This is a genomic window from Alteromonas sp. 4NH20-0056 (assembly GCF_057539655.1).
This window is the reverse complement of the sequence record NZ_BAAJLS010000009.1, coordinates 1-20,298: the sequence shown is the minus strand read 5'-3', so window position 1 is coordinate 20,298 and position 20,298 is coordinate 1. Positions and strand designations below refer to the sequence as shown.

The 20,298-nt window shown below is 44.6% G+C and carries 17 protein-coding genes; 9 read left to right on the top strand and 8 right to left on the bottom strand.

Going from position 1 to position 20,298, the window contains the following annotated elements; translation table 11 throughout:
- Positions 1-5 precede the first annotated feature (5 nt).
- A complete protein-coding gene (gene panC, locus AC27EZ_RS14425; protein ID WP_487135993.1) occupies positions 6-854 on the top strand; it encodes a pantoate--beta-alanine ligase in 849 nt (282 codons plus the stop codon).
- Positions 855-929: 75 nt separating this feature from the next.
- Here panC and panP read toward each other — a convergent pair whose 3' ends face one another.
- On the bottom strand, positions 930-2,564 hold the full coding sequence (gene panP / locus AC27EZ_RS14420; RefSeq protein ID WP_487135992.1) for a pyridoxal-dependent aspartate 1-decarboxylase PanP: 1,635 nt from the start codon (positions 2,562-2,564) through the stop codon (positions 930-932).
- A 315-nt stretch (positions 2,565-2,879) separates the two neighbouring features.
- Between panP and AC27EZ_RS14415 the strand changes: the two genes are divergently transcribed.
- Positions 2,880-3,599, top strand: coding sequence for an EAL domain-containing protein (locus tag AC27EZ_RS14415; protein ID WP_487135991.1), 720 nt, complete (start codon positions 2,880-2,882; stop codon positions 3,597-3,599).
- A gap of 13 nt (positions 3,600-3,612) precedes the next feature.
- Here the strand turns inward: AC27EZ_RS14415 and trmB are convergent, their stop codons facing one another.
- From trmB to AC27EZ_RS14400, 3 genes are read right to left on the bottom strand one after another with little or no spacing between them, the layout of a single operon-like run.
- Positions 3,613-4,284 (bottom strand): tRNA (guanine(46)-N(7))-methyltransferase TrmB, encoded by a 672-nt coding sequence (gene trmB, locus AC27EZ_RS14410; protein WP_487135990.1) that lies wholly within the window; start codon positions 4,282-4,284, stop codon positions 3,613-3,615.
- A complete protein-coding gene (locus AC27EZ_RS14405; protein ID WP_487135989.1) occupies positions 4,284-5,102 on the bottom strand; it encodes an ABC transporter permease in 819 nt (272 codons plus the stop codon). The genes trmB and AC27EZ_RS14405 overlap by 1 nt, the downstream gene beginning before the upstream one ends.
- Positions 5,103-5,110: 8 nt before the next feature.
- Entirely contained in the window at positions 5,111-6,025 is a 915-nt protein-coding gene (locus AC27EZ_RS14400; RefSeq protein WP_487135988.1) for an ABC transporter ATP-binding protein, read from the bottom strand.
- Positions 6,026-6,635: 610 nt separating this feature from the next.
- On the opposite strand from AC27EZ_RS14400, the gene pdsR reads away from it, so the two are divergent.
- The 6 genes from pdsR to AC27EZ_RS14370 all read left to right on the top strand — a co-directional run bounded on the left by pdsR (position 6,636) and on the right by AC27EZ_RS14370 (position 14,651).
- Positions 6,636-7,325, top strand: a complete 690-nt coding sequence (gene pdsR / locus AC27EZ_RS14395) for a proteobacterial dedicated sortase system response regulator (RefSeq protein WP_487135987.1) — start codon at positions 6,636-6,638, stop codon at positions 7,323-7,325.
- A gap of 22 nt (positions 7,326-7,347) precedes the next feature.
- On the top strand, positions 7,348-9,522 hold the full coding sequence (gene pdsS, locus AC27EZ_RS14390; RefSeq protein WP_487136105.1) for a proteobacterial dedicated sortase system histidine kinase: 2,175 nt from the start codon (positions 7,348-7,350) through the stop codon (positions 9,520-9,522).
- A 119-nt stretch (positions 9,523-9,641) separates the two neighbouring features.
- The gene (locus tag AC27EZ_RS14385; protein ID WP_487135986.1) at positions 9,642-11,933 is read left to right on the top strand and encodes a TonB-dependent receptor; all 2,292 of its coding nucleotides are present in this window, start codon (positions 9,642-9,644) and stop codon (positions 11,931-11,933) included.
- A 28-nt stretch (positions 11,934-11,961) separates the two neighbouring features.
- Positions 11,962-12,642, top strand: coding sequence for a Fe2+-dependent dioxygenase (locus tag AC27EZ_RS14380; RefSeq protein WP_487135985.1), 681 nt, complete (start codon positions 11,962-11,964; stop codon positions 12,640-12,642).
- Positions 12,643-12,765: 123 nt separating this feature from the next.
- Entirely contained in the window at positions 12,766-13,449 is a 684-nt protein-coding gene (locus AC27EZ_RS14375; RefSeq protein WP_487135984.1) for a methylamine utilization protein, read from the top strand.
- Positions 13,449-14,651, top strand: coding sequence for a hypothetical protein (locus AC27EZ_RS14370; RefSeq protein ID WP_487135983.1), 1,203 nt, complete (start codon positions 13,449-13,451; stop codon positions 14,649-14,651). The genes AC27EZ_RS14375 and AC27EZ_RS14370 overlap by 1 nt, the downstream gene beginning before the upstream one ends.
- On the opposite strand, the gene AC27EZ_RS14365 is transcribed toward AC27EZ_RS14370, so the two are convergent.
- The 3 genes from AC27EZ_RS14365 to AC27EZ_RS14355 all read right to left on the bottom strand — a co-directional run bounded on the left by AC27EZ_RS14365 (position 14,641) and on the right by AC27EZ_RS14355 (position 18,266).
- Complete coding sequence (locus AC27EZ_RS14365) at positions 14,641-15,762, bottom strand: energy transducer TonB (protein ID WP_487135982.1); 1,122 nt, start codon at positions 15,760-15,762, stop codon at positions 14,641-14,643. The genes AC27EZ_RS14370 and AC27EZ_RS14365 overlap by 11 nt on opposite strands.
- Positions 15,763-15,864: 102 nt before the next feature.
- Positions 15,865-16,947 (bottom strand): CNNM domain-containing protein, encoded by a 1,083-nt coding sequence (locus AC27EZ_RS14360; protein WP_487135981.1) that lies wholly within the window; start codon positions 16,945-16,947, stop codon positions 15,865-15,867.
- Between the two features lie 131 nt (positions 16,948-17,078).
- Positions 17,079-18,266, bottom strand: coding sequence for an SO_0444 family Cu/Zn efflux transporter (locus AC27EZ_RS14355; protein WP_487135980.1), 1,188 nt, complete (start codon positions 18,264-18,266; stop codon positions 17,079-17,081).
- Between the two features lie 298 nt (positions 18,267-18,564).
- On the opposite strand from AC27EZ_RS14355, the gene AC27EZ_RS14350 reads away from it, so the two are divergent.
- Entirely contained in the window at positions 18,565-19,083 is a 519-nt protein-coding gene (locus AC27EZ_RS14350; RefSeq protein ID WP_487135979.1) for a hypothetical protein, read from the top strand.
- 18 nt (positions 19,084-19,101) lie between these two features.
- On the opposite strand, the gene AC27EZ_RS14345 is transcribed toward AC27EZ_RS14350, so the two are convergent.
- Positions 19,102-20,127 (bottom strand): alpha/beta hydrolase fold domain-containing protein, encoded by a 1,026-nt coding sequence (locus tag AC27EZ_RS14345; RefSeq protein WP_487135978.1) that lies wholly within the window; start codon positions 20,125-20,127, stop codon positions 19,102-19,104.
- Positions 20,128-20,298 lie beyond the last annotated feature (171 nt).

The following is a 20,298-nucleotide window of genomic DNA, read 5'->3' as shown; positions in this document are numbered from 1 at the left end:
ATATAATGATCGTGATTAATGATATTCCTTCGCTACGCGCCTGTATTACCTCATGGAAACGCAATGGTGAAACCGTAGGCTTTGTGCCTACCATGGGTAACCTTCATGAAGGTCATTTACAATTAGTGAAGCACGCCAAAGCCCATAACCATCGCGTAATCATAAGCATATTTGTAAATCCAATGCAGTTTGGCGCAAATGAAGACTTAGACGCCTACCCACGTACGATTGAAGAAGACAAAGCTAAGCTCATCGCCGAAGGTGCTGACGCCGTCTTTTTACCCAGCGTTTCTGATATGTATCCTGCAGGGCTTAACGCACAAACTTATGTAGAAGTGCCTGGCATTTCTGATTTGCTTTGCGGCGCGAGCCGTCCAGGTCACTTTAGAGGCGTAGCGACCGTTGTCACCAAACTATTTAATATGGTGCAACCAGATGATGCCTTCTTTGGCGAAAAAGACTTCCAGCAACTCTGTGTCATTCGTACGATGACGCGGGATTTATCCATGCCAATCACTATTCACGGCATTCCTACCCAAAGAGAATCATCTGGGCTTGCTATGAGCTCACGTAATGGCTATTTGTCAGACGAGCAAAAAGCAACGGCATCAACGATATATCGCGAAATGAAAGCGACCGAACAGCGCATTAATGCAGGTGAACGCGATTATCAAATGCTCGCATCAGCGCTAGAAGATAAACTGATAAGTGTGGGCTTTAAAAAAGACTATGTGCGTATTGTGAATGCGTCTACCTTTATGCCAGCATCGAAAGAGGATACCGATATTGTGATTTTAATCGCAGCATTTATGGGTACTACTCGCCTTATTGATAATCTTCAGATACGCTGTTAATTATCGTATTTCAAAACAAAAAAAGCCCCAACAGACAACGTCTATCGGGGCTTTTTTGTAAGTAAGGTTGTAATATTACGCGATAAGTAACGAAGTATCTGTCGCGATTGCTTCTAGTTCTTTCCAAAGGTTAGTCTTTTTCGCAATCATATGTTGCTCGGCAAGAATGGCGGCTAAATCGTTGTGGCTTGTTAACGGGTTTGCTAACACCACTCGAAATACAGTGATACACTTTGAAGGATAATCTGGCGCCTCTAACCGTGTGCGCGAGACAAAACTTTTTCCTGCTTCACGCTGCTGCTTCTGCACTAATACCGCTAGCGCATCTATCTTCTCGTTAATCAAATGTCGTGTTTTTGCATCAACATGTTTGAGTTTTTCTTGCACAACGGCAGGGCAAACTCGGTATGTAAGAAGCGAAAGCGTGGGCGCTGTTGTAAGCTCAAAGTCTTTATGTTTATTGATCATGTCGGCAAACGCAGTCGCTTTTTCGATACTGCTGTCTATCAACAGTTCGTAGCCTTTACGACCAAAAATGTGAAGTGCGGAATAAACCATCATGGCCATACCGTTTCGTGAACCTTCAAGGGTGGTTGCCCCTAAGTCTTTTGAGCCTTCACGTAAAATATATTGTGCGTGATGCCTAACCACATTGGCGTCTTGTGGATTCTTAAACAATGCCATACCTGCACCCATGGGCACATACATTTGTTTGTGCGCGTCAATGGTCACAGAGTCTGCACGTTCTATGCCTTTCAATCTTGATTTATAACGCTCTGAAAACAACGTGGCGCCTCCCCACGCTGCATCAACATGGAACCAACAGCCTAACTCTTTTGCTACGTCTGCCAATTCGTTGAGTGGATCTACGTGACCAGTTTCGGTTGTTCCGCCAACACCTACAATAGCAAGCAGCTTATTCCCTTCTTCTTGATAACGCTTTCCTGCTCGTAGCGCCTTTTCTGGATCAAGAGTCTGATAAGGCGCGGGTAATGTAATAAGTTGGTCACGACCCAGTCCTAATGCGTCTACCGCTTTGGACAACGAGTAATGCCCGCGCTTTGAGCACATTACGCCTAAGTTATTGATATTATGAAAGCGGTACGCGGCAGCCAACCCAGTTTTAGCAACGCCTTTAAAACCCGGCTGAGGGCCCAATATTTTGTTTCTTGCTACCCACAACGCGGTGATATTCGCAATGGTACCGCCTGAACAAAACGCGCCTAAGGCATGCTTCGCACTGTGAAGGTGCTTGTTATAAAAAGGTTCTGATTGGTCATAAACCAGGTTATGCATCATGCCTAATACTTGACGCTCTAAAGGCGTAAACGCTTTAGATGTCTCTATTTTTACCAGATTCTGATTCAGACCCACCATCAATTTAGAGAGTGGCAAATGAAAATACGGTAACGCGGACGTCATATGCCCGATAAAAGAAGGAGAATAGGTATTAACCGAATGCGCGACAAGCTTATCAAGCAACTTTTCGGCATGTGTAGACACAAACTCTGGTGATTCGGGCACTTTAGAATCGGAAAAGTCTTTCTCTACTTCTTCTAATGAAGTCTTTTTAGTAACAACATGCTGCGACAAAAAATCTAAGATATTGTCAGACAAGTGTTGCTCTATTTGTGCCATCTTTGAGTCTTTGTGTTCAGGTTTGGTAAATACCCTAAACAGGTGCTCCAGACTAACTTGTGCTTCACCCACTAAACACACCTCATTGAACCGTAAAACATAGCATGAAACATGCAAACTATACCGGCTGTTTTGGTCGCACACCGGCGTGACAACAACATGTTGTAACCAACCTATGAAAACGTGTTGGAATGTTTTCACGGGTTGCGAACTTTACCTCAGATTATGAAACACGCCAAGGTCTATCCGACAAAATTGACGTTATCGTACCCTAATACGTTGATTTGATAATATTCAGACCACTCGACATATTCAAAGCATACCCTTTTTGTTAACTCTGCTATATTTTAAATATTAATAACGATAAAGAAGTAGGGGCTATTGCCTATGCCGATAAGAGAAATAAGTGAAGCATTTGCCGTTGACGACATCGTGCCCTATTTCCAACCTATTATCGATTTACAAAGCCAACACGTTTGGCGTTATGAATGCCTCGCGCGCTTAGTAACCGGTAACGACAAAATGTTTTTACCAAGTGAGTTCTTATACTTAATTGAGCGAGACAAGCATGTACAAGCCCTTACTGAGAGCATGTTTTGCCAATGCGCCTCTTATTTTGAGAACATCAATATACCGTGGAACATTAACATTAGCGCGACGGACTTATTAGATAAAGGGCTTACCACTCGCTTGATTGCCCATTTAGCGAATTACCCAAACCCTGAACGCGTGAGCGTCGAAATAAGTGCATCAAGTGCACTGTCAAACCCAAAAGAAGTCGCGCGATTTGTAGAACAGAATAGACAGGCGGGAATAGGCGTGTTTATCGATAATGTGGGAACCTGTCCAGGCAACATAAAAAGCTTAATGAAATTGCCGATTCGGGGTATTAAACTCGCTGGGGGCCTTATTCGCCATTACAGCCAGCAGGAAGAGGTCAATGAATATGTCGATTATTTACTCTCAATGTGTGAGGACAACGGTATAACGGTTATTGCTGAGCACATTGAAAACGATATGCTGTTAGAGCGAGTCTCATCATTACCGATACGCTACGCACAAGGCTATGTATTCAGTCCACCTGCACCCAATACACAACCTCATTAACTTACAACCTCTATTATTCAGCTTCCTCAGAATTGCACACAAGCTGCCAACATTGTTGGCCGCTAGCGGTATATTTTCTCTCAAAGGGTGTGATAGGTGTTGCGCTATTCACTTCTGATAAACGCCCTTCAACGCCATAGTGCTTTGCCGATTGTGCAAACTCCATAACATAAATGAGCCAGTTGCTTCTTACCTCAATGTTTGGCGTGATTGAAATAAGGTCGGTCATCGCAGCACTCGCATGCCAGCGTTTTTGCACCTGTGTTTTTTTAGGATAGGGATTGGGATACAGTAAGTAATGTTGCACCACGTTCCATTTGGCCCTCACCACTAACCGCCAAAAGTCATTTACGTCGGCACGTATCACACGATAGTTATCTTGCCCTGCACTGTAATGCTGATGTTTATTCACACGCAAGGCTGACTTATCAAGACCAATTACTCGACAATCAGGGTTCGCCTTAGCGATGTGCGCTGTGCTCTCTCCCACACCGCAACATGAATCAAGAATGATAGGGCCATTGTGATCGCTTAGCCATGTTTGTGCTTCATCGAAGGCGGCTTGCGTATGTTCTCCGATAGGTCGCAAATTAGTCGACCGTTTGTACTTCAATACTAACTCATCAAGCTTTTCATGCACGCCAGTTTGATTCGTCGTGATTGACCGTGAATTTCCGTCTGACATTAGCTACGAATACCTTTTCCGGTTTTCAGCAGGTAATACGCAATACTGAAAAGCACAATATTAAAGCCCACTAGTAATGATAGCGACACGGTCACATCAACATCGGATACACCCAAAAAGCCGTAGCGAAATCCGTTAACCATATACACAATGGGGTTTGCCTTGCTGACCATTTGCCAGAACTCTGGCAGCAGTGTTAGCGAATAAAATACTCCACCAAGGTAAGTTAGCGGTGTAAGTACAAAGGTAGGCACAACACTAATGTCGTCAAAGGTTTTCGCGAATACCGCATTAATTAGCCCTGCTGTTGCAAATAGGGTTGCCGTAAGCAATAGCGTAATAGCGATGATCGCCAGGCTGTGAATGCTAACGTCGACAAAAAATAACGATACCAGGGTAACAATAATGCCGATAAGGATCGCGCGAGCGACACCACCACCCACGAACCCCAGTATAATTACTGATGTCGGCACAGGGGAAACAAGCAGTTCTTCAATATTGCGCTGAAATTTAGCACTGAAAAACGAAGAGGACACATTCGAATAGGAGTTGGTGATCACCGACATCATAATAAGACCGGGTACGATGAATTCCATATAAGAAAAACCACCCATTTGTCCGATACGGTTACCAATAAGACTACCGAAAATAACAAAATACAGGCTCATCGTAATTGCTGGAGGCACAAGCGTTTGCACCCATATACGTAAAAAGCGCGTGCATTCTTTAATCCAAATAGTGGTAAGTGCAACGTAATTTTGCTTAAACCAGTTAATCTTCTCTTCGGATGTGTGTGTTGTTACTGATGCTTTACTCATGTTTTTCATTATCCTTTTGAAGATTCAACTAAGCGCACAAAGAGCTCTTCAAGACGGTTTGATTTATTACGCATGCTCATTACCTGTATGCCTTGTTCAGACAACTGGGCGAAGACAGGGTTTAGCCCTTCGGCTTTTTCAACATCAACCTCTAGCGTATGGTCATCTAACAACCGTGTATCGAAACCGTCTAACGTTGGTGGTTGTGGCGTTGTGGTGATGTCTAAAACAAAGGTTTCTACATTTAGCTTGGCTAACAGCGCTTTCATGCTGGTGTTCTCAACAATGATACCTTTGTTGATAATAGCGATGTTTTTACACAGCATTTCTGCTTCTTCAAGGTAATGCGTAGTAAGAATGATGGTGATGCCTTGCTTATTGATTTCTTCAAGGAAGCTCCACATTGCGCGGCGTATTTCAATATCAACGCCAGCGGTTGGCTCATCTAAGATAAGCAACTTAGGCTCATGCATTAGCGCCCTGGCAATCATCAATCGACGCTTCATACCTCCAGATAATTCACGGGCTCGCGCATCTCGCTTTTCCCACAGGTCTAGCTTTGCAAGGTACTTCTGCGCCCTCTCTTTAGCAATGCTGCGCGGTACACCATAATACCCTGCTTGGTTAAGCACGATTTGCAACACCGTTTCAAACTGATTGAAATTAAACTCTTGGGGAACCAAACCAATACAAGACTTCGCCAACTCTTTTTGGCTATGTAGATCGTATCCGAATACGGATACCTGCCCGTCTGTTTGGTTAACTAAAGAACTGATAATTCCTATCGTCGTAGACTTCCCTGCCCCATTAGGCCCTAGTAACGCAAAGAAATCGCCTTCCTCTACGGTTAGGTCCACCCCTTTTAGCGCTTGTACGCCACCCTTATAGGTTTTCTTTAACCCACGAATATCCAACGCTTTCATGTTAAGCCTGCTTGTTGAGTGTTAGTGCTAAGCTGCTTGGGCGTCATACGCGAAGCATGCAAAATGAATTATTGGTATTGTATCGCAATATCATCGCTGAACGAATAAATGCTCGATTTAGCATGGTTTTTTAGCGGCAAATGGCACCCCTCGCGGGTTATATACCCCATACTACAGGTTATTGCGCCCTCGCATTTCTGTTCGCGTTAACGCTAAAAACCTTACTATGTCATATCTACTGCCAACGACGCTATGTCTTAAACGTTATGGCTTAAGCTATCAGGCAACGAAAAAAGGCGCATTTCGCACAAAGAGGAATAATAGATGTTTAGGGGCTGTTATAAAAAAGGCGCTGTGGATGGTTGGGGACGCATCACACAGCGCAAAGGTACTGCTTGAAACAGGGGGGAACGCTAAGACAAACTTAACGTTCAGTGCATTACACCAACAGACAATGGCAATACGCGTAGTCAAAAAAGGAAAAGTGGTGACGATTTACGGGAAATGTGTCACAAATGAGGCGTTGTTGAGGATTTTGTGCCGAACTTAAGCAATCCAGAAGTGACAAAGGTATAGTGAATACACATCATTCGTTGTTGAGAATAAAGTTATGCCCAAGACGATTGCGCTTGTTGAAGATGACCCCGCTATTCGAGAAAACTATATTGTTGCGCTAAAAACTCACGGCTATACGGTGAACGCATTTGAAGATCGCCCAAGTGCATCAGCTTCATTCGCCCATGAATTGCCCGACTTAGCTATTATTGATATTGGCCTAAAAGAGGAAATAGAAGGGGGCTTTATGCTGTGTCAGCAGCTCAGAGGCTTATCTCAAAGTTTACCGATTATCTTTTTTACCGCCAGAGACAATGACGTTGATACCATCAGTGGGCTTCGCATGGGTGCTGATGATTATCTTACGAAAGACATCAGCATGGCGCACCTACTTGCACGCATTGCTGCCCTATTTCGCCGTACCGACCTACTAACAACACCCGTAACGCAGAAAGATGAAATACGCGTGGGCGCCCTGAAGTTAGATGCATCACGTATGATAGTAAGCTGGAAAGATGAACCTGTATTGCTGACCGTCACCGAATTCTGGATGCTGCATGCATTAGTTAAACGTCCCGGGCACGTAAAAAGTCGGCAGCAGTTAATGGATGAATCTCGAATGGTTGTTGACGATACGACTATCACGTCGCATATAAAACGTATGAGAAAAAAGTTTGTTCAATTAGACCCACAATTTGACCATATCGATACCGTTTATGGCATGGGTTACCGATGGCAACTATAGCGCCATATTAATGACTTTCTCTATGCCGTTTCGCTTTTCATTGCGCATACAGCTGCTTATTTTGTCGCTGTTTTTGTTTGCTATCCCGTTTCTTGGATACAAGTATGTGTGGGAGCTTGAACAGTACCTGCGAATAGGGCAAGAGCAAACCATGATTGGTACTGCTCGCGCCGTTGCCACCGCCCTCCATGAACGTCCGGCCCTGTTCGATAGTCAGTCGGCTTACCTCAAAGACGTGCGCCCGGGAACAGACTTATATGCACCCCCTATTCCCAATCCCATACGTTTAGATGGTGAGCTAAACGACTGGACCAAAATACGCTCGCTCTCTAGTCGCTATGATAAAAACGCAATAGTAGACATCTTCGATGCAGCGGTATCACCCCCTGTGACACTATCGTTTAATCATATGGTGGGGCGTTATGGGCAATTTTTATACGCAATGTTTGAAGTAACCGACGATACATTATTGTGGCGTCAGCCTAATAGCTTGAGTGTTGAACGTGGCGACCACCTTATTATTGCTATGGTGACTCCAGAAGGAGAGCTTGTCAGGTTTATCATTGCGCCTTACGAAAGCGGATGGGTTAATGCCTACAAACTCGCCCCTTCTTTAACATCCTCACGAGCCACAGAAAACGCCCTCAATATTCAGGGCAAATGGCAAGAAACGGCCAGTGGCTATAACATTGAACTTCGTTTCCCGCTCGCCCTTACCACTGGCGCCCTCGCGTTTGCTATCGTTGATGTAGATAACCCCACAACGCGGGTAAAAAACTATGCCATTGGCACGGCTAACCCTAATAATATCGATGAGCTTGGTACCGTCATTACGCCATCACCAGAAATAGAACGCATACTGTCAGGGTTACAATATGCTGATTCGCGAGTATGGGTGATAGATAATCACAAGCGTGTATTAGCACGTGCAGGGGATATTCAAACCGCAGAGGGGATTAACGTAGGCGAACGAAAAACATCGTCATCGCAAATTTGGCAATGGGTTGAAACACATTGGCTATTACCCCTTTACTACAACATTCTGACTAAGCCCCCTGAAGCCTTTATTGATGAACTTGATAAGGCCTATGCACTTGAAGGCCAAGAATTAGGCGCCGCATTGACAGGGCAGCCGGAATCGTTATGGCGACTTTCCGTCGATAATAAAGCCATTATTCTTTCAGCAGCTTACCCTATTTTTATTGATGGTGACGTTATGGGGGCGGTCGTTGTCGAGCAAACAACCAACGGCATTCGTACCTTAAGGAACCGCGCATTAGAACAGTTGTTTCATGTCATCCTTGCAGTCATGCTACTAGGCACGCTAGGGCTGCTGTTGTTCGCAAGCAGGATTTCTAACCGTATCAGAACGTTACGGGATAATACAGAAGCGATAATCGATAGAAATGGGAAGATTATTGGCGTACTTGCGCCCTCAAAACATGTCGATGAGATTGGCGATCTTTCTCGTTCTTTTTCCAATGTGCTGTCTCGTCTTACTCAATACAATTCATACCTTGAAAATATGGCGTCTCGTCTCTCGCACGAGCTTCGCACACCTATTGCTGTAGTTAAATCGTCCCTCGACATGCTTGCCCACGTTAACGACACCAGCCAACAAGAGGTGTTTATTCAACGTGCACAATCTGGCATTAGTCGATTGAGCAACATTCTTAATAGTATGAGCGAAGCGTCCCGTTTAGAGCAGGCTATAGAAGGCGAAGAGAAAGTTATATTTGATATAGGTAATGTACTTTCTGGCTGTATTGAGGGCTATCGGCATGCTTATACACACAGGCAGTTTGCCTTTGAGCGCAGTGAGCAAACTTTGAAAGTGAAAGGCTCACCTGACCTTATTGCGCAAATGCTTGATAAAATTATTGCAAATGCGGTGGATTTTAGTTGCGATAATGACACCATTAATACGGTACTCACTATCAAAGACAAACAGGTGGTATTAACCATAACGAACCCTGGCCCGTGCCTTCCTGAAGGAATGAAAGCAGAACTGTTGCACTCCATGGTCTCTGTGCGAAAAGAGAACGAAAGTCAGCATTCTCCCCACTCTGTGCATTTAGGCTTAGGGCTTTATATTGCCAATATCATCGCCGTCTTTCACCACGGTACACTTTCACTCGATAATACACGTGACCTCAGCGGCGTTGAAGTCACACTCTCCCTGCCCCATATTTCCTAGCTCTTCAGATTTACTAAAGGCACCTTTCAATAACTCCAAATGATAATTATTATCATTTGTATTTACTTATTGTTTGTTATTCCTTACACTCCTTCGCCTCACACTTTAGGGAATACATAATGAAAAACACACGATTAACCATGGGTGCGCAAACCATTGCGGCTGCGTTAGCCTTCGGTAGCACCAACGCATTAGCACAAGAAGAACAACTACAGTGCGAAGAAAACACCACAGCCTGTCAGGTGCCAAGCGATGAAGCAATTGAGCTCATTCGTATTCATGGTGTCCAACAATCTATATATCGCTATGACAAATCGGGCGATCCTCGCCGTTTAGCCGATCTGGTCGACACGCCGCAAACTATTAGCGTACTAACCCAAGACCAAATTCAGGAAAGTGGGAAAACCGACCTAAAAGATATCTTGGCCGCGCAAGCAGGCGTTACACTCGGGACAGGGGAAAACGGTAATGCGTTCGGCGATAGATATATCATTCGTGGCCATGAAGCACGCAGTGATGTGTTTGTTGATGGTCTTCGTGATCCAGGGATGACAACACGAGAAAGTTTTGCCACGGAACGTGTTGAAATTACCAAAGGCCCAAGTGCAACATTTGCCGGACGCGGTTCATCGGGTGGTGCAGTAAACTCAATTACAAAGAAAGCATCGACCAGTTATGATTTTGGTCGTGTAGATGCGGCGATTGGCACTGACGAGCATACTCGCCTTACCGTAGACCTAAATAAGACCCTTACTGAGAATAGTGGTATTCGAATTAATGCGTTGACTGCATCTGAAGATAAGCCTGGCAGAGAAGGCATTGAGCGTAATAGAGACGGTATTCAGCTTTCCTATGTTAATCAACCAACCGACAGACTGTCGTTTACCGGTGATATTTACTACCTTAACGCGAAGGACAAGCCAGACTTAGGAAGTTATTACAACCGCGACGTGGGCGAACCCCTTAAAGATATTCCTGTCTATGCCCAAGATGAAGACTTTCTAAACTCTGAAGTGACCACATTTACTCTACGTACCGAGTACGATATCAGCGATAACGTGCGGTTTTACAACGCAACGCGTATAGGTAAAACGCAGAACGAATATGTCACTACAGGAATGAGCGGTACGACAAGAGATGCCACCGACCCCGATGCACCAGGTGCAGACACGCTGCGTTTAAGTAATCATCAAGGGTGGCAAGATGTTGATTATGTTACCACCCAATTCAATGTGTTTTGGGACACTCAGTTCGCAGGATTCGAGCACCAATGGGTGTTTGGTTTTGAATATACGCAAGAGTCTGTCGATAACGGCGTATTCAATATGGGGTATAACAACGACACCAACTGTTTAACGGCGGGGCGTCGTGGTGTGTCTGAAAACTACTGTATCATTGGTGCCAACGGCGACTTAGTGGATAACATCAATAGCATTATGGGCAAAACCTATACACGTGGAAATGTTGATGCGTTGTTTGATATCGAAACCTACTCACTATACGCGATGGATACATTTGCACTTACCGACGCATTAAACGTATTTTTTGGTGTGCGTGTTGATAGCTACGATTATACCAACCAGACCACAACCGAGCGCTTTGACTTTTCTGATGAACTCTATAATGGTCATCTAGGGCTTGTTTACGAGGTTACTGAAAACGGAAACCTTTACGCGTCCTACAGCACCGCGACGAATATTAACGGTGGCGAATCTGACTTAGGCGCAAATTGCGGTTATGGTGGTCTTTGCGGAACGCCAGATCAAGCAGCACAAGCCGATCCTGAACAAGTCGAAAACATCGAAATTGGTACTAAATGGATGCTATTCGATGAGAAGCTAATGGCAAATGCAGCGGTTTTTCGCATTACTAAAAGCGATGTGCATGAAAGTGTTGGCGATGCCTACTCAACGTTGGGCACACTGAATACGGGAGAAAACCGTGTTGAAGGTATCGAGTTTGGTGTAAGTGGCGACATTACCGACAAATTCAGCGTTCAAGCGTCCGCAGCCATTATGGATTCAGAGGTCCTTGCCTCTTATGATGCCGACAACGTAGGGCTTGCACTGAGCAACTTTGCTGATAAAAGTTTTTATCTACAGTTGCGCTATCAACCTAATGAGACGTTTGCGTTTGGTGGTGACTACAGCTATCAATCTGAGATGTTTGGTGGTCAACCCGACACGGCAGCAGGATACGATGCTGATAGTGGTCAGTATTCTATCGTCGTTCCGCATTACCAAGTGATAAACTTGTTTGCTAATTACTACCATTCAGAGTCACTTACATTCCGCGTAAATATTGGTAATGCACTTGACGAAGAGTACTGGACGGCAGCATATCGTTCTGGCGCATTTATGTATATCGGTGATGGCCGTAATGTGACAGGCACGATAAATTACGAGTTCTAAACGCACTTAGCAAAAAGGTACGCTGACTATGATCATTATTGATAATTTACTTTCTGCCGAGCAAGTACGCCAATACCGCTCCCTGCTTGCAACGGTTCCGTTTAACGATGGAAAATCCACCGCGATGGGAATGGCAGCAGACGTTAAAAATAATGGTCAAGCAGAGGCTGCTCACCCGCAGGTACAGCAGTTAGCTAACGCGCTGCTGTCTACCCTAGGCAATAATAGCCACGTTGTGTCAGCAGCCCTGCCTCAGCGTATCTTTCCTCCATGCTTTAACCGTTACAGTGAATCGCAGACTTACGGCTATCATGTGGATGCTGCCATTATGCGTATCCCCAACTCCAATGAGGTGCTTAGAAGCGACATGTCCATGACCGTTTTTCTGAGCGATAAAGACGATTACGAGGGCGGAGAGCTAGTTATTCAAACAGGGTTTGGTGAGCAGCGCATAAAAGGTGATGCAGGCAGTGCCATTTTGTATCCCTCATCAAGCTTACATAAGGTCACCCCTGTAACAAAGGGAGAACGCCTAGCTGCCATCACGTGGATACAAAGCATGGTCAGCGACCAACACATTCGCAAAACCTTGTTTGATTTAGATAAGTCTATTCAATCGTTAGTCAACAATGAGCATGTTGAGCGTGCTGAAATTGACCAGCTTCACCATGTTTATCACAATCTCATACGCCAGTTTTCGTCGGTGTAGAAAACGCAATGTGACACGCAATAACGCCGCTATCTACTCATTATTGAAAGAAAATAGACATTTTCTGGGTCTTTTCTATTAACTTGCGTTACGCTAAATAAAAGAGATGTTGAGGAAACCTATATGAGATGTTTAACAGCGGCATTAGTGAACATGCTTGTTGTCACCGCCGTTTTACTATCATCGTCACCAGTACTAGCAGATAGCCTAGACAATTCAAAAGAACAGATTAGTTTCTCTGTTGAGGTTTTTGATGTTAACAACACCCCCGTTAAAGATGCCGTTATCATTTTAACGCCAACTTTTGCTGTGCCTGCGCAAGAAAAAAGCGCTATACCGGCAGAAATGAATCAGGTTGATAAGCAGTTCGAGCCCCATGTGTTGGTAGTCGAGTCTGGGACAGATATCGTTTTTCCAAATGCTGATAACTTATTTCACCATGTTTATTCATTTTCGCCGACCAAGTCATTCGAATTAAAATTATATAAAGAATTCACCTCAGATCCGCTGCGCTTCGACCAACCGGGCATTGTAGACATTGGCTGCAATATACACGACTGGATGCTGGGCTTTATCGTCGTGACTGACTCGCCGTTTTATACGAAAACAACCGCGGAGGGAAACAGCACAATAACGTCATTGCCAAAAGGTACGTATAACGTCAGCTTCTGGCATCCGCTAGCCCCACAAGCCGCACCGTTTGAAAGTGATACGCTGACCCTTGATACCTCGACAACAGTTACCCTGCGATTAAAACAGGCCATTATTAGTGATGACGGCTTCGATGACGGCTTCGGTGATTACTAATGAAAAAGCGTGCGTTTATCACATTGCTAATGATGGTAAGCGCTAATACTCTTGCTGAGACGAAAGCATTATTAAGAGTAAGTGCTTTATCAAGTAACGCCCCAAGTTTTCAAAGTAATGGCAGTAGCCACCAACGTTTTGATGGTGAGCACCTGGCGCTCTCTCAAGCGGTTATAGATACGTCGCTGGTAATAGGTAATAATTGGCATGTACATGCCGTAGCAAACGCCTACAGCGATGGTGAGCAACAGCTTGGCATCAGCCAACTCTATCTTAAATATCGCCCGCTGGTTGCTTCAACCGTAAAGCCAGAAATAAAAATAGGGGCCTTTTACCCTTCTCTTTCCGCAGAAAATACCGCATTGGGCTGGTTGTCTCCCCATTTTTTATCAAACTCTGCCATCAACAGCTGGATAGGTGAAGAATTAAGAGTCGGAGGGATTGAAACCAGTATTCGTCAAAATGGTCGGCAAGTGAACAGCCCCTGGTCGTGGAAGTTGCTAGGCAGCGTATTTAAAGGCAACGACACAACCGGGACGCTTATTGCGTGGCGCGGTTTTGCGCTTCATGACAGGCAATCACTCTATAACGAGAGAGTAAATTTTTTGCCTATTCCTTGGGTAGTATCAGAAGAGGGTTTTAACGCGCCTGCCTGGACCGAACCCTTCAGAGAAATAGATAAGCGCGTTGGATACTATATTGGCGCCCATGCGGCTTACAAAAGGCAATATGAAGTTAAGTACTACTTTTACGATAACCGCGCCGATCCAAATGTTTTAGATTCTGATCGGCTCTATGCATGGCGAACACGCTTTCATTCGTTCACCGCTAAGCATCAAGTATCGACCAATATTACCGTGTTTGCTCAAGCGATGGCCGGTAATACCATTATGGGCGATAACATTGTTAATAACGATTTTTATAGTGCGTTCTTGGCAACCGCGTATACCGTGCGGTCATTTACGCATTCAGCCAGAGTAGATTGGTACCATGTTATAGATAAAGATGATCAGCCCAATGACCCCAACGCAAGCCAAGGGCAAGCGATTACGCTCAACACAACGTATCAGATTAATGACTATGCTTCTGTGTCTGGCGAGTGGCAATGGAACAACGGTAGGCAAGCGAATTTAGCCTTTTTCCAGCCTACCGAAACATTTAGCGAAAATACTATCCAGCTAGCATTTACCCTTAGGTATTAGCATCAACGTTTGCTACCTCAACCAAATTAAACGAGGCATTTTCACGGCCTTTCACCAATACGCGACATTCTCCCCATGACGCCGGGATATGCCAAATATGCTCTTCAGCAACCGTAAACTTCTCTCTATGTGTATTGCATCGCACTTCAACCGTGTCGACATTGTCGTTAATGTCGGCAAAAGCAAAGCTATTTCTAACCAGCGTATGAAATGCGTGTCCGTTCTCACCGATCTGCATAGACACTTGAATGTTCTCTTTTGAGTCAATATGTGAGGTTAACTTTTCAGCATAATTAGAAAGCTGAGCAACTCGCTCCTCTTGTCCAGCGTATGCTTTCAATTCATCTACCGCTTGCAATGCCTCTGAGTAATAACCAAAGTTTGCATTTAAAATGAATAGGCGTTGATACATATACGCCATATACTCATCATTGAAAGCGGCGCTACCTTCTTTATGCGTTCGGCTTGAGGCAATAGTTCGGTATAAGCTTTGACGCTCCCGTCGAGGTTGGTCTAATTCATTGGCCAAGCGAGCATCTAAACTATATAACCATGCATTTTCATAGCGATTGGCCTCAGTTTGTTCATGAAGCTCATCGAGCGCCAACGTTGCAGCTTCTAGCTCGCCGTTATTAATGAGCGCATCAATGTTTTTATAACGTTTAATAAACGTGCGTCTTGCACCTGGTTTTTGATCTAATACGAAATCAAACTGAACTTGCTGCTCGCATTGTTGGGTTGGCTTTCCATCTTTCATGGCAGGGTTAAACGTCCAGCGTTCAAGTGCACTAACCGCTTTTTTAACAAAGCGTCGATCACCACCAAAGTCATCAACAATCGGGTCTTTTACCCTGCCTGTTTCGTCAATAACATAACTCATTTTTACCCAGCCTTCCTTACCGCTTTTAGCGGCAGCTCTGGGGTATTCGGGGTTAACGCGTTTAACAGTTTCAGCGGGGGTAAAGGCGGTTATTTGCTTAACCTGCTCTGGGGCCGTCTGTTCTAGTACTTGGTTTTCTTTTTCAATGCAGGGGGCGACATATTCCTGTGGCGCCTGTGCGAATGCGCTAAAAGCGCTACCTAGTGTTATTAACGCAATTACTGTTTTCATACTCTCATCCTTAAGTAACAATTCCATTCAAACTTTATTTTTAGGGCCTTGCGGCTAGTACATCAAGTTTTAGCACAGCCGTACCGTTAACGGCAAGTTAGATTATTTCTTCTCTTTCTGATCATCAAGCGACGCATCAGGAAGGTTTTTTATCAACATTTTTTCCTTGCGACGCAACATCATTTTTGCCAGCCTGCGCATACTGACTGTCGTATCTTTTTCATCAATAATATCGACACCAAGTAAACGCTCAAGCAAGTCTTCTAACGTGAGTATACCTTCTAGGCCGCCGTACTCATCGACCACTAAAAGCATATGCACTTGTTTCTTTATAAAATGGTCAAAGGTGACTGACAATGGCATAGTTCCAAGCACCGTGACCATATCTTTCCCATATTCAGACAATAGCTTATCGGTGTTGCCCCTTGCTTGTGCCACAAGCAAATCTGAACGCATGACATATCCTGTGATGTTCTCAGAGTCGTTGTCTTCATAAATAGGAATGCGCGAGAACTCTATTTGTGCGTGTTTATGAAAAAAGGCCTCGACTGACAATTGTTCAGAGACTGAAAACATCGCGGTTCGATGGGTTATCGCGTCTTTCACCCGCAATTCATGAAGACTCAACAAACTTTGTAAAAAAGCCGCTTCATGGGTAGCAAGTTGGCCTTCTTGCCCCGACAACTCGGCCATTGCATGAAGTTCGTTTCGGCTTAAGCCACGCAGAGGGCTATCCTCTTTGAAACTTCGAGTAAGCAATGCTGACATTGCAACAAATGGCATGAGAATGATAGACAAGTATTTTAAGAAATAAGCGGTAACGGGCGCCAATGCTCGCCAATAGGTTGCACCTACTGTTTTGGGAATAATTTCTGAAAAGACGAGAATAAGCAGTGTTAATACGGCAGAAATTATACCTAAATACGCCTCGCCGAACACGCTTGCTGCCTGAGCACCCGCACCTGCAGCTCCCATCGTATGAGCGATAGTGTTCAATGTTAGAATAGCTGACAGCGGGGTATTAATATTATCAGTTTGCTTTCTCAGCAAAGCACCGCTGGGTCTCTTCTCTTTTTCGAGTACCGAGATATAAGCCGACGATACACTGAGGATCACTGCTTCAGCGATAGAGCATAAAAAAGAAAAGCCTAGCGCGATAAACACATATACAACGAGTAAAAACATTAATCCTTCCGATGGTGTGGCAACAAGCCAAAGCGTTATTATGCGTTAGAGGGTGTAAGTTACAAGCCACTATCCCGATTTAATTTAAATAACGCACTGAACACATTGTTTACACTGTAAAATTGCATACTTCAGTGACAACAGGATGCTTGAGCTTCACGCGCAACGTTTCGCTTCGCGATAAAAGCCCGTACCCCTAACCTTGCCATAAGCGCGGCGAGGACAAGCGCACTGAGGGCGTAAATCAATTGAATACTCGCACCATGTTCGTGCATGCTACTTTGTGTGGTAACAAGATAGGATAATGAAAATAGATCAACCGCATAATTCAGCATATAACCGAAACCGATACTGGCTGAAATCACGCTAAATAAATAGAGCAACAGCGTTTTACTGCCCATTTCCTGCCTAATCATTCCCATGGTCGAAATATTGGTAGCAGGGCCTGCCATTAAGAAAACAAGCACTGCACCTGGCGAAAGGCCGGCAGCAATGAACCCCACGGCCAATGGCGTCGACGCCGTGGCACAAATATACATTGGGACACCAATAACCGCCATTACCAACATGGCAACTAACCCGTCGCCCCACTGCGTTAAAAAATCAGTAGGAACGAATGTTTTAATACCCGCGGCGAGGGCAAGGCCAATCAGTAGCCATACGACAATATCGCTTAATAGCTTGCCACTTGCATAGGACAACACCTTAGATACTTTTGAAAAAAGGGGGAGTGCCTGATTACTCGAGTGATCATGCGCGTGTTCTTGACCTTCTGTTTCACAACATGATGACGACACTTCGAGCGTAGGCTTGTCGCAACACGATGCGTCATTAACAACAGGAAGACTTTTAGCACAACACGACGTATTCTCCTTCGAACTCGTTACTTGGCTAGGCAAAGTGCTATCGCCATCAAACCACTTCACCATCAGCCCTGCATATATTGCACTGATAATTGCAGCAATAGGCCTGACAATAGCAAACAGAGGCCCTAATAACGCATAGGATACTGACACACTATCCACACCCGTTTCTGGCGTAGAGACAAGAAATGAAATCGTGGATGGTTTAGATGCACCGCTTCGTCGTAATCCAAGTGCGGCGGGTATAACGCCGCATGAGCATAGCGGTAAAGGAGCACCGATTATGGCCGCTTTCACGATTGCGCCCGTTGATGGGTTACCCATGTGTTTTTCTAATAACGATACCGGAACCAGTTCATGCATTATTCCTGCAACCAACAAACCGAGCAGTAACCAAGGCGCAGACTCCATGAAGAGCGCTAGAAAATTTTGACCCAGCAAAATAATGTCAGTCATAAATAAGGTACCTGGTTCCCGTCGTTATTCACTACACACAATTCAGTGTACCAAATTACGCGCAAAACTGTGAATTGATGGTACACAAAAGCACATAGAGCGTGTAACGTTCGACCGCCATCAACCCGACATGGTATTTTACCCACATGTTTGACCATGACATGTAACCCGACGCCTTCAGATAGGGAGGTACGCTACGATATGCGTAACAATTACCTAAACTTTACACTCTATACTCTTTAAATAAGATGCATTCTCGTTTATAACGTACCTCACATACTTCAACTAAGAAAAAATAATGGCATCACCAAAACTTCATATGGCGTTTCGTAAATACCACCGCTGGTTAGGCTTCTTCCTCGCGGGTATTATGGGTGTATACGCAACAAGCGGTATTCTTCTAATATTCCGCCCTACCGACTTTTTAAAGTACGAGTACACGCAAGTTAGCCAATTGACGCCGGGATTAACGTCACAATCACTGTCTACTGAACTGCGTGTGAAAGGGCTAAAAATTCTCGATGAGAACGAGACCAGCATTACGCTCAATATGGGCGAATATGATAAAGGAACCGGTGCGGCAACAATAACGAATAAAGACTACCCTATTGTTTTATCTAAAATGGTAAAGTTGCATAAAGCGACAAACAACAGCCCATTGTTCTTTTTGAATATCGCATTCGGTATCGGTCTTTTATTCTTTGTAATATCGGCGTTTCTAATGTTCATCCCTAAACTTCCTATGTATAAAAATGGCCTCAAAATAGCGGGCTTCGGCGCCCTAGCCGCTATACTGGTAGTCATTTTTGGTTCATAATCCCCTTTGCAGAGCGCGCTAATCGGTGTATTGGCGCGTTTCCCGCTTTTCACCAAGGCTTTCTATAAAAAACTGTTTTATCTCTGAATAGCATGCACGTGATTCAGGCGTACCATGCGCCACTAGGTAGTCTGCATGAGACAACCCCTCGTAAACATCTAACGTCGTTTTTACCCCAACATCGCGGAGCCCCCTATTCACTCTTACCGTATCACTTAAAAACATATCGCGAGTTCCAGACACTAAGTATGTGGGCGGGAAATGCTCAAATGCGCCGTATAAAGGAGAGATAGAAGGATGATCGAGCGGTGTATCACCGGCATAGAGCTTCGCTGCAGCCGCTAAAAGCCCATCATAGGTTAATAAGATTCTGTCTATGCCCTCGTTAGTGAATAACGTGTCACCGGTTTTGGTTAGGTCGGCCCATGGCGTTCCAATGTAAATCGCTACCGGACGCGGAAGCGCGTCTTTAACGAGGCGTTGTACTAGTGTAAGTACTAAACTCGCCCCCGCTGAAGTACCACCCATAAAAATCCGCTTCGCTGAATATGTCTTTAGCATGGCAATGTAGACACTGAATATATCGTCACTTGCTGCGGGAGAAGGCGCAAGCGGCGGCATGCGATAATCGATACAGATAACTTTGATACCTAAGCGAACCGCAATCAGTATCCCCTCTTCGATACTGGGTAAGCCTGCGAAAAAAACATATGCGCCCCCATGTACATCAATGTACACGCGATCTTCAAATTCGGGCGACATGTGTTCAGGTGTCACCACTCGAACCGTTACACCATTAATCGTTTCTTTAGACACCGTTACAGCGAAAGCCTTTCGCATGTTCTTTATTTTCTTTTTTTGGTCGGCATTGGTTTTTTGAATGAGTTCAAGCCATTCATGATAGGTTTCGGGTGTTACGCGCTTAACGTGCTGAACGGTTGGAGTGGGCCGCGTTGATATGGCGTGTTTCATCTCCTCGCTCATTGCTGTGGGCACTGAATTTTTGATATTCGCGTTTGTTTGGTCGCGATACTCAGAGGACATAAATTGACTCCTTGACGCTATGCTGTGAATAGCGCAGTGATGAAAACACTGATAATCGTAAACGTTACATTTATCGTCTTATCAAAGAGGGGTAAATGCAATACAGAACGCCAAAAACCACCGCATTACAATGAGAGGATAAAGTGATAATTGTATGCAGGCAGTTACATA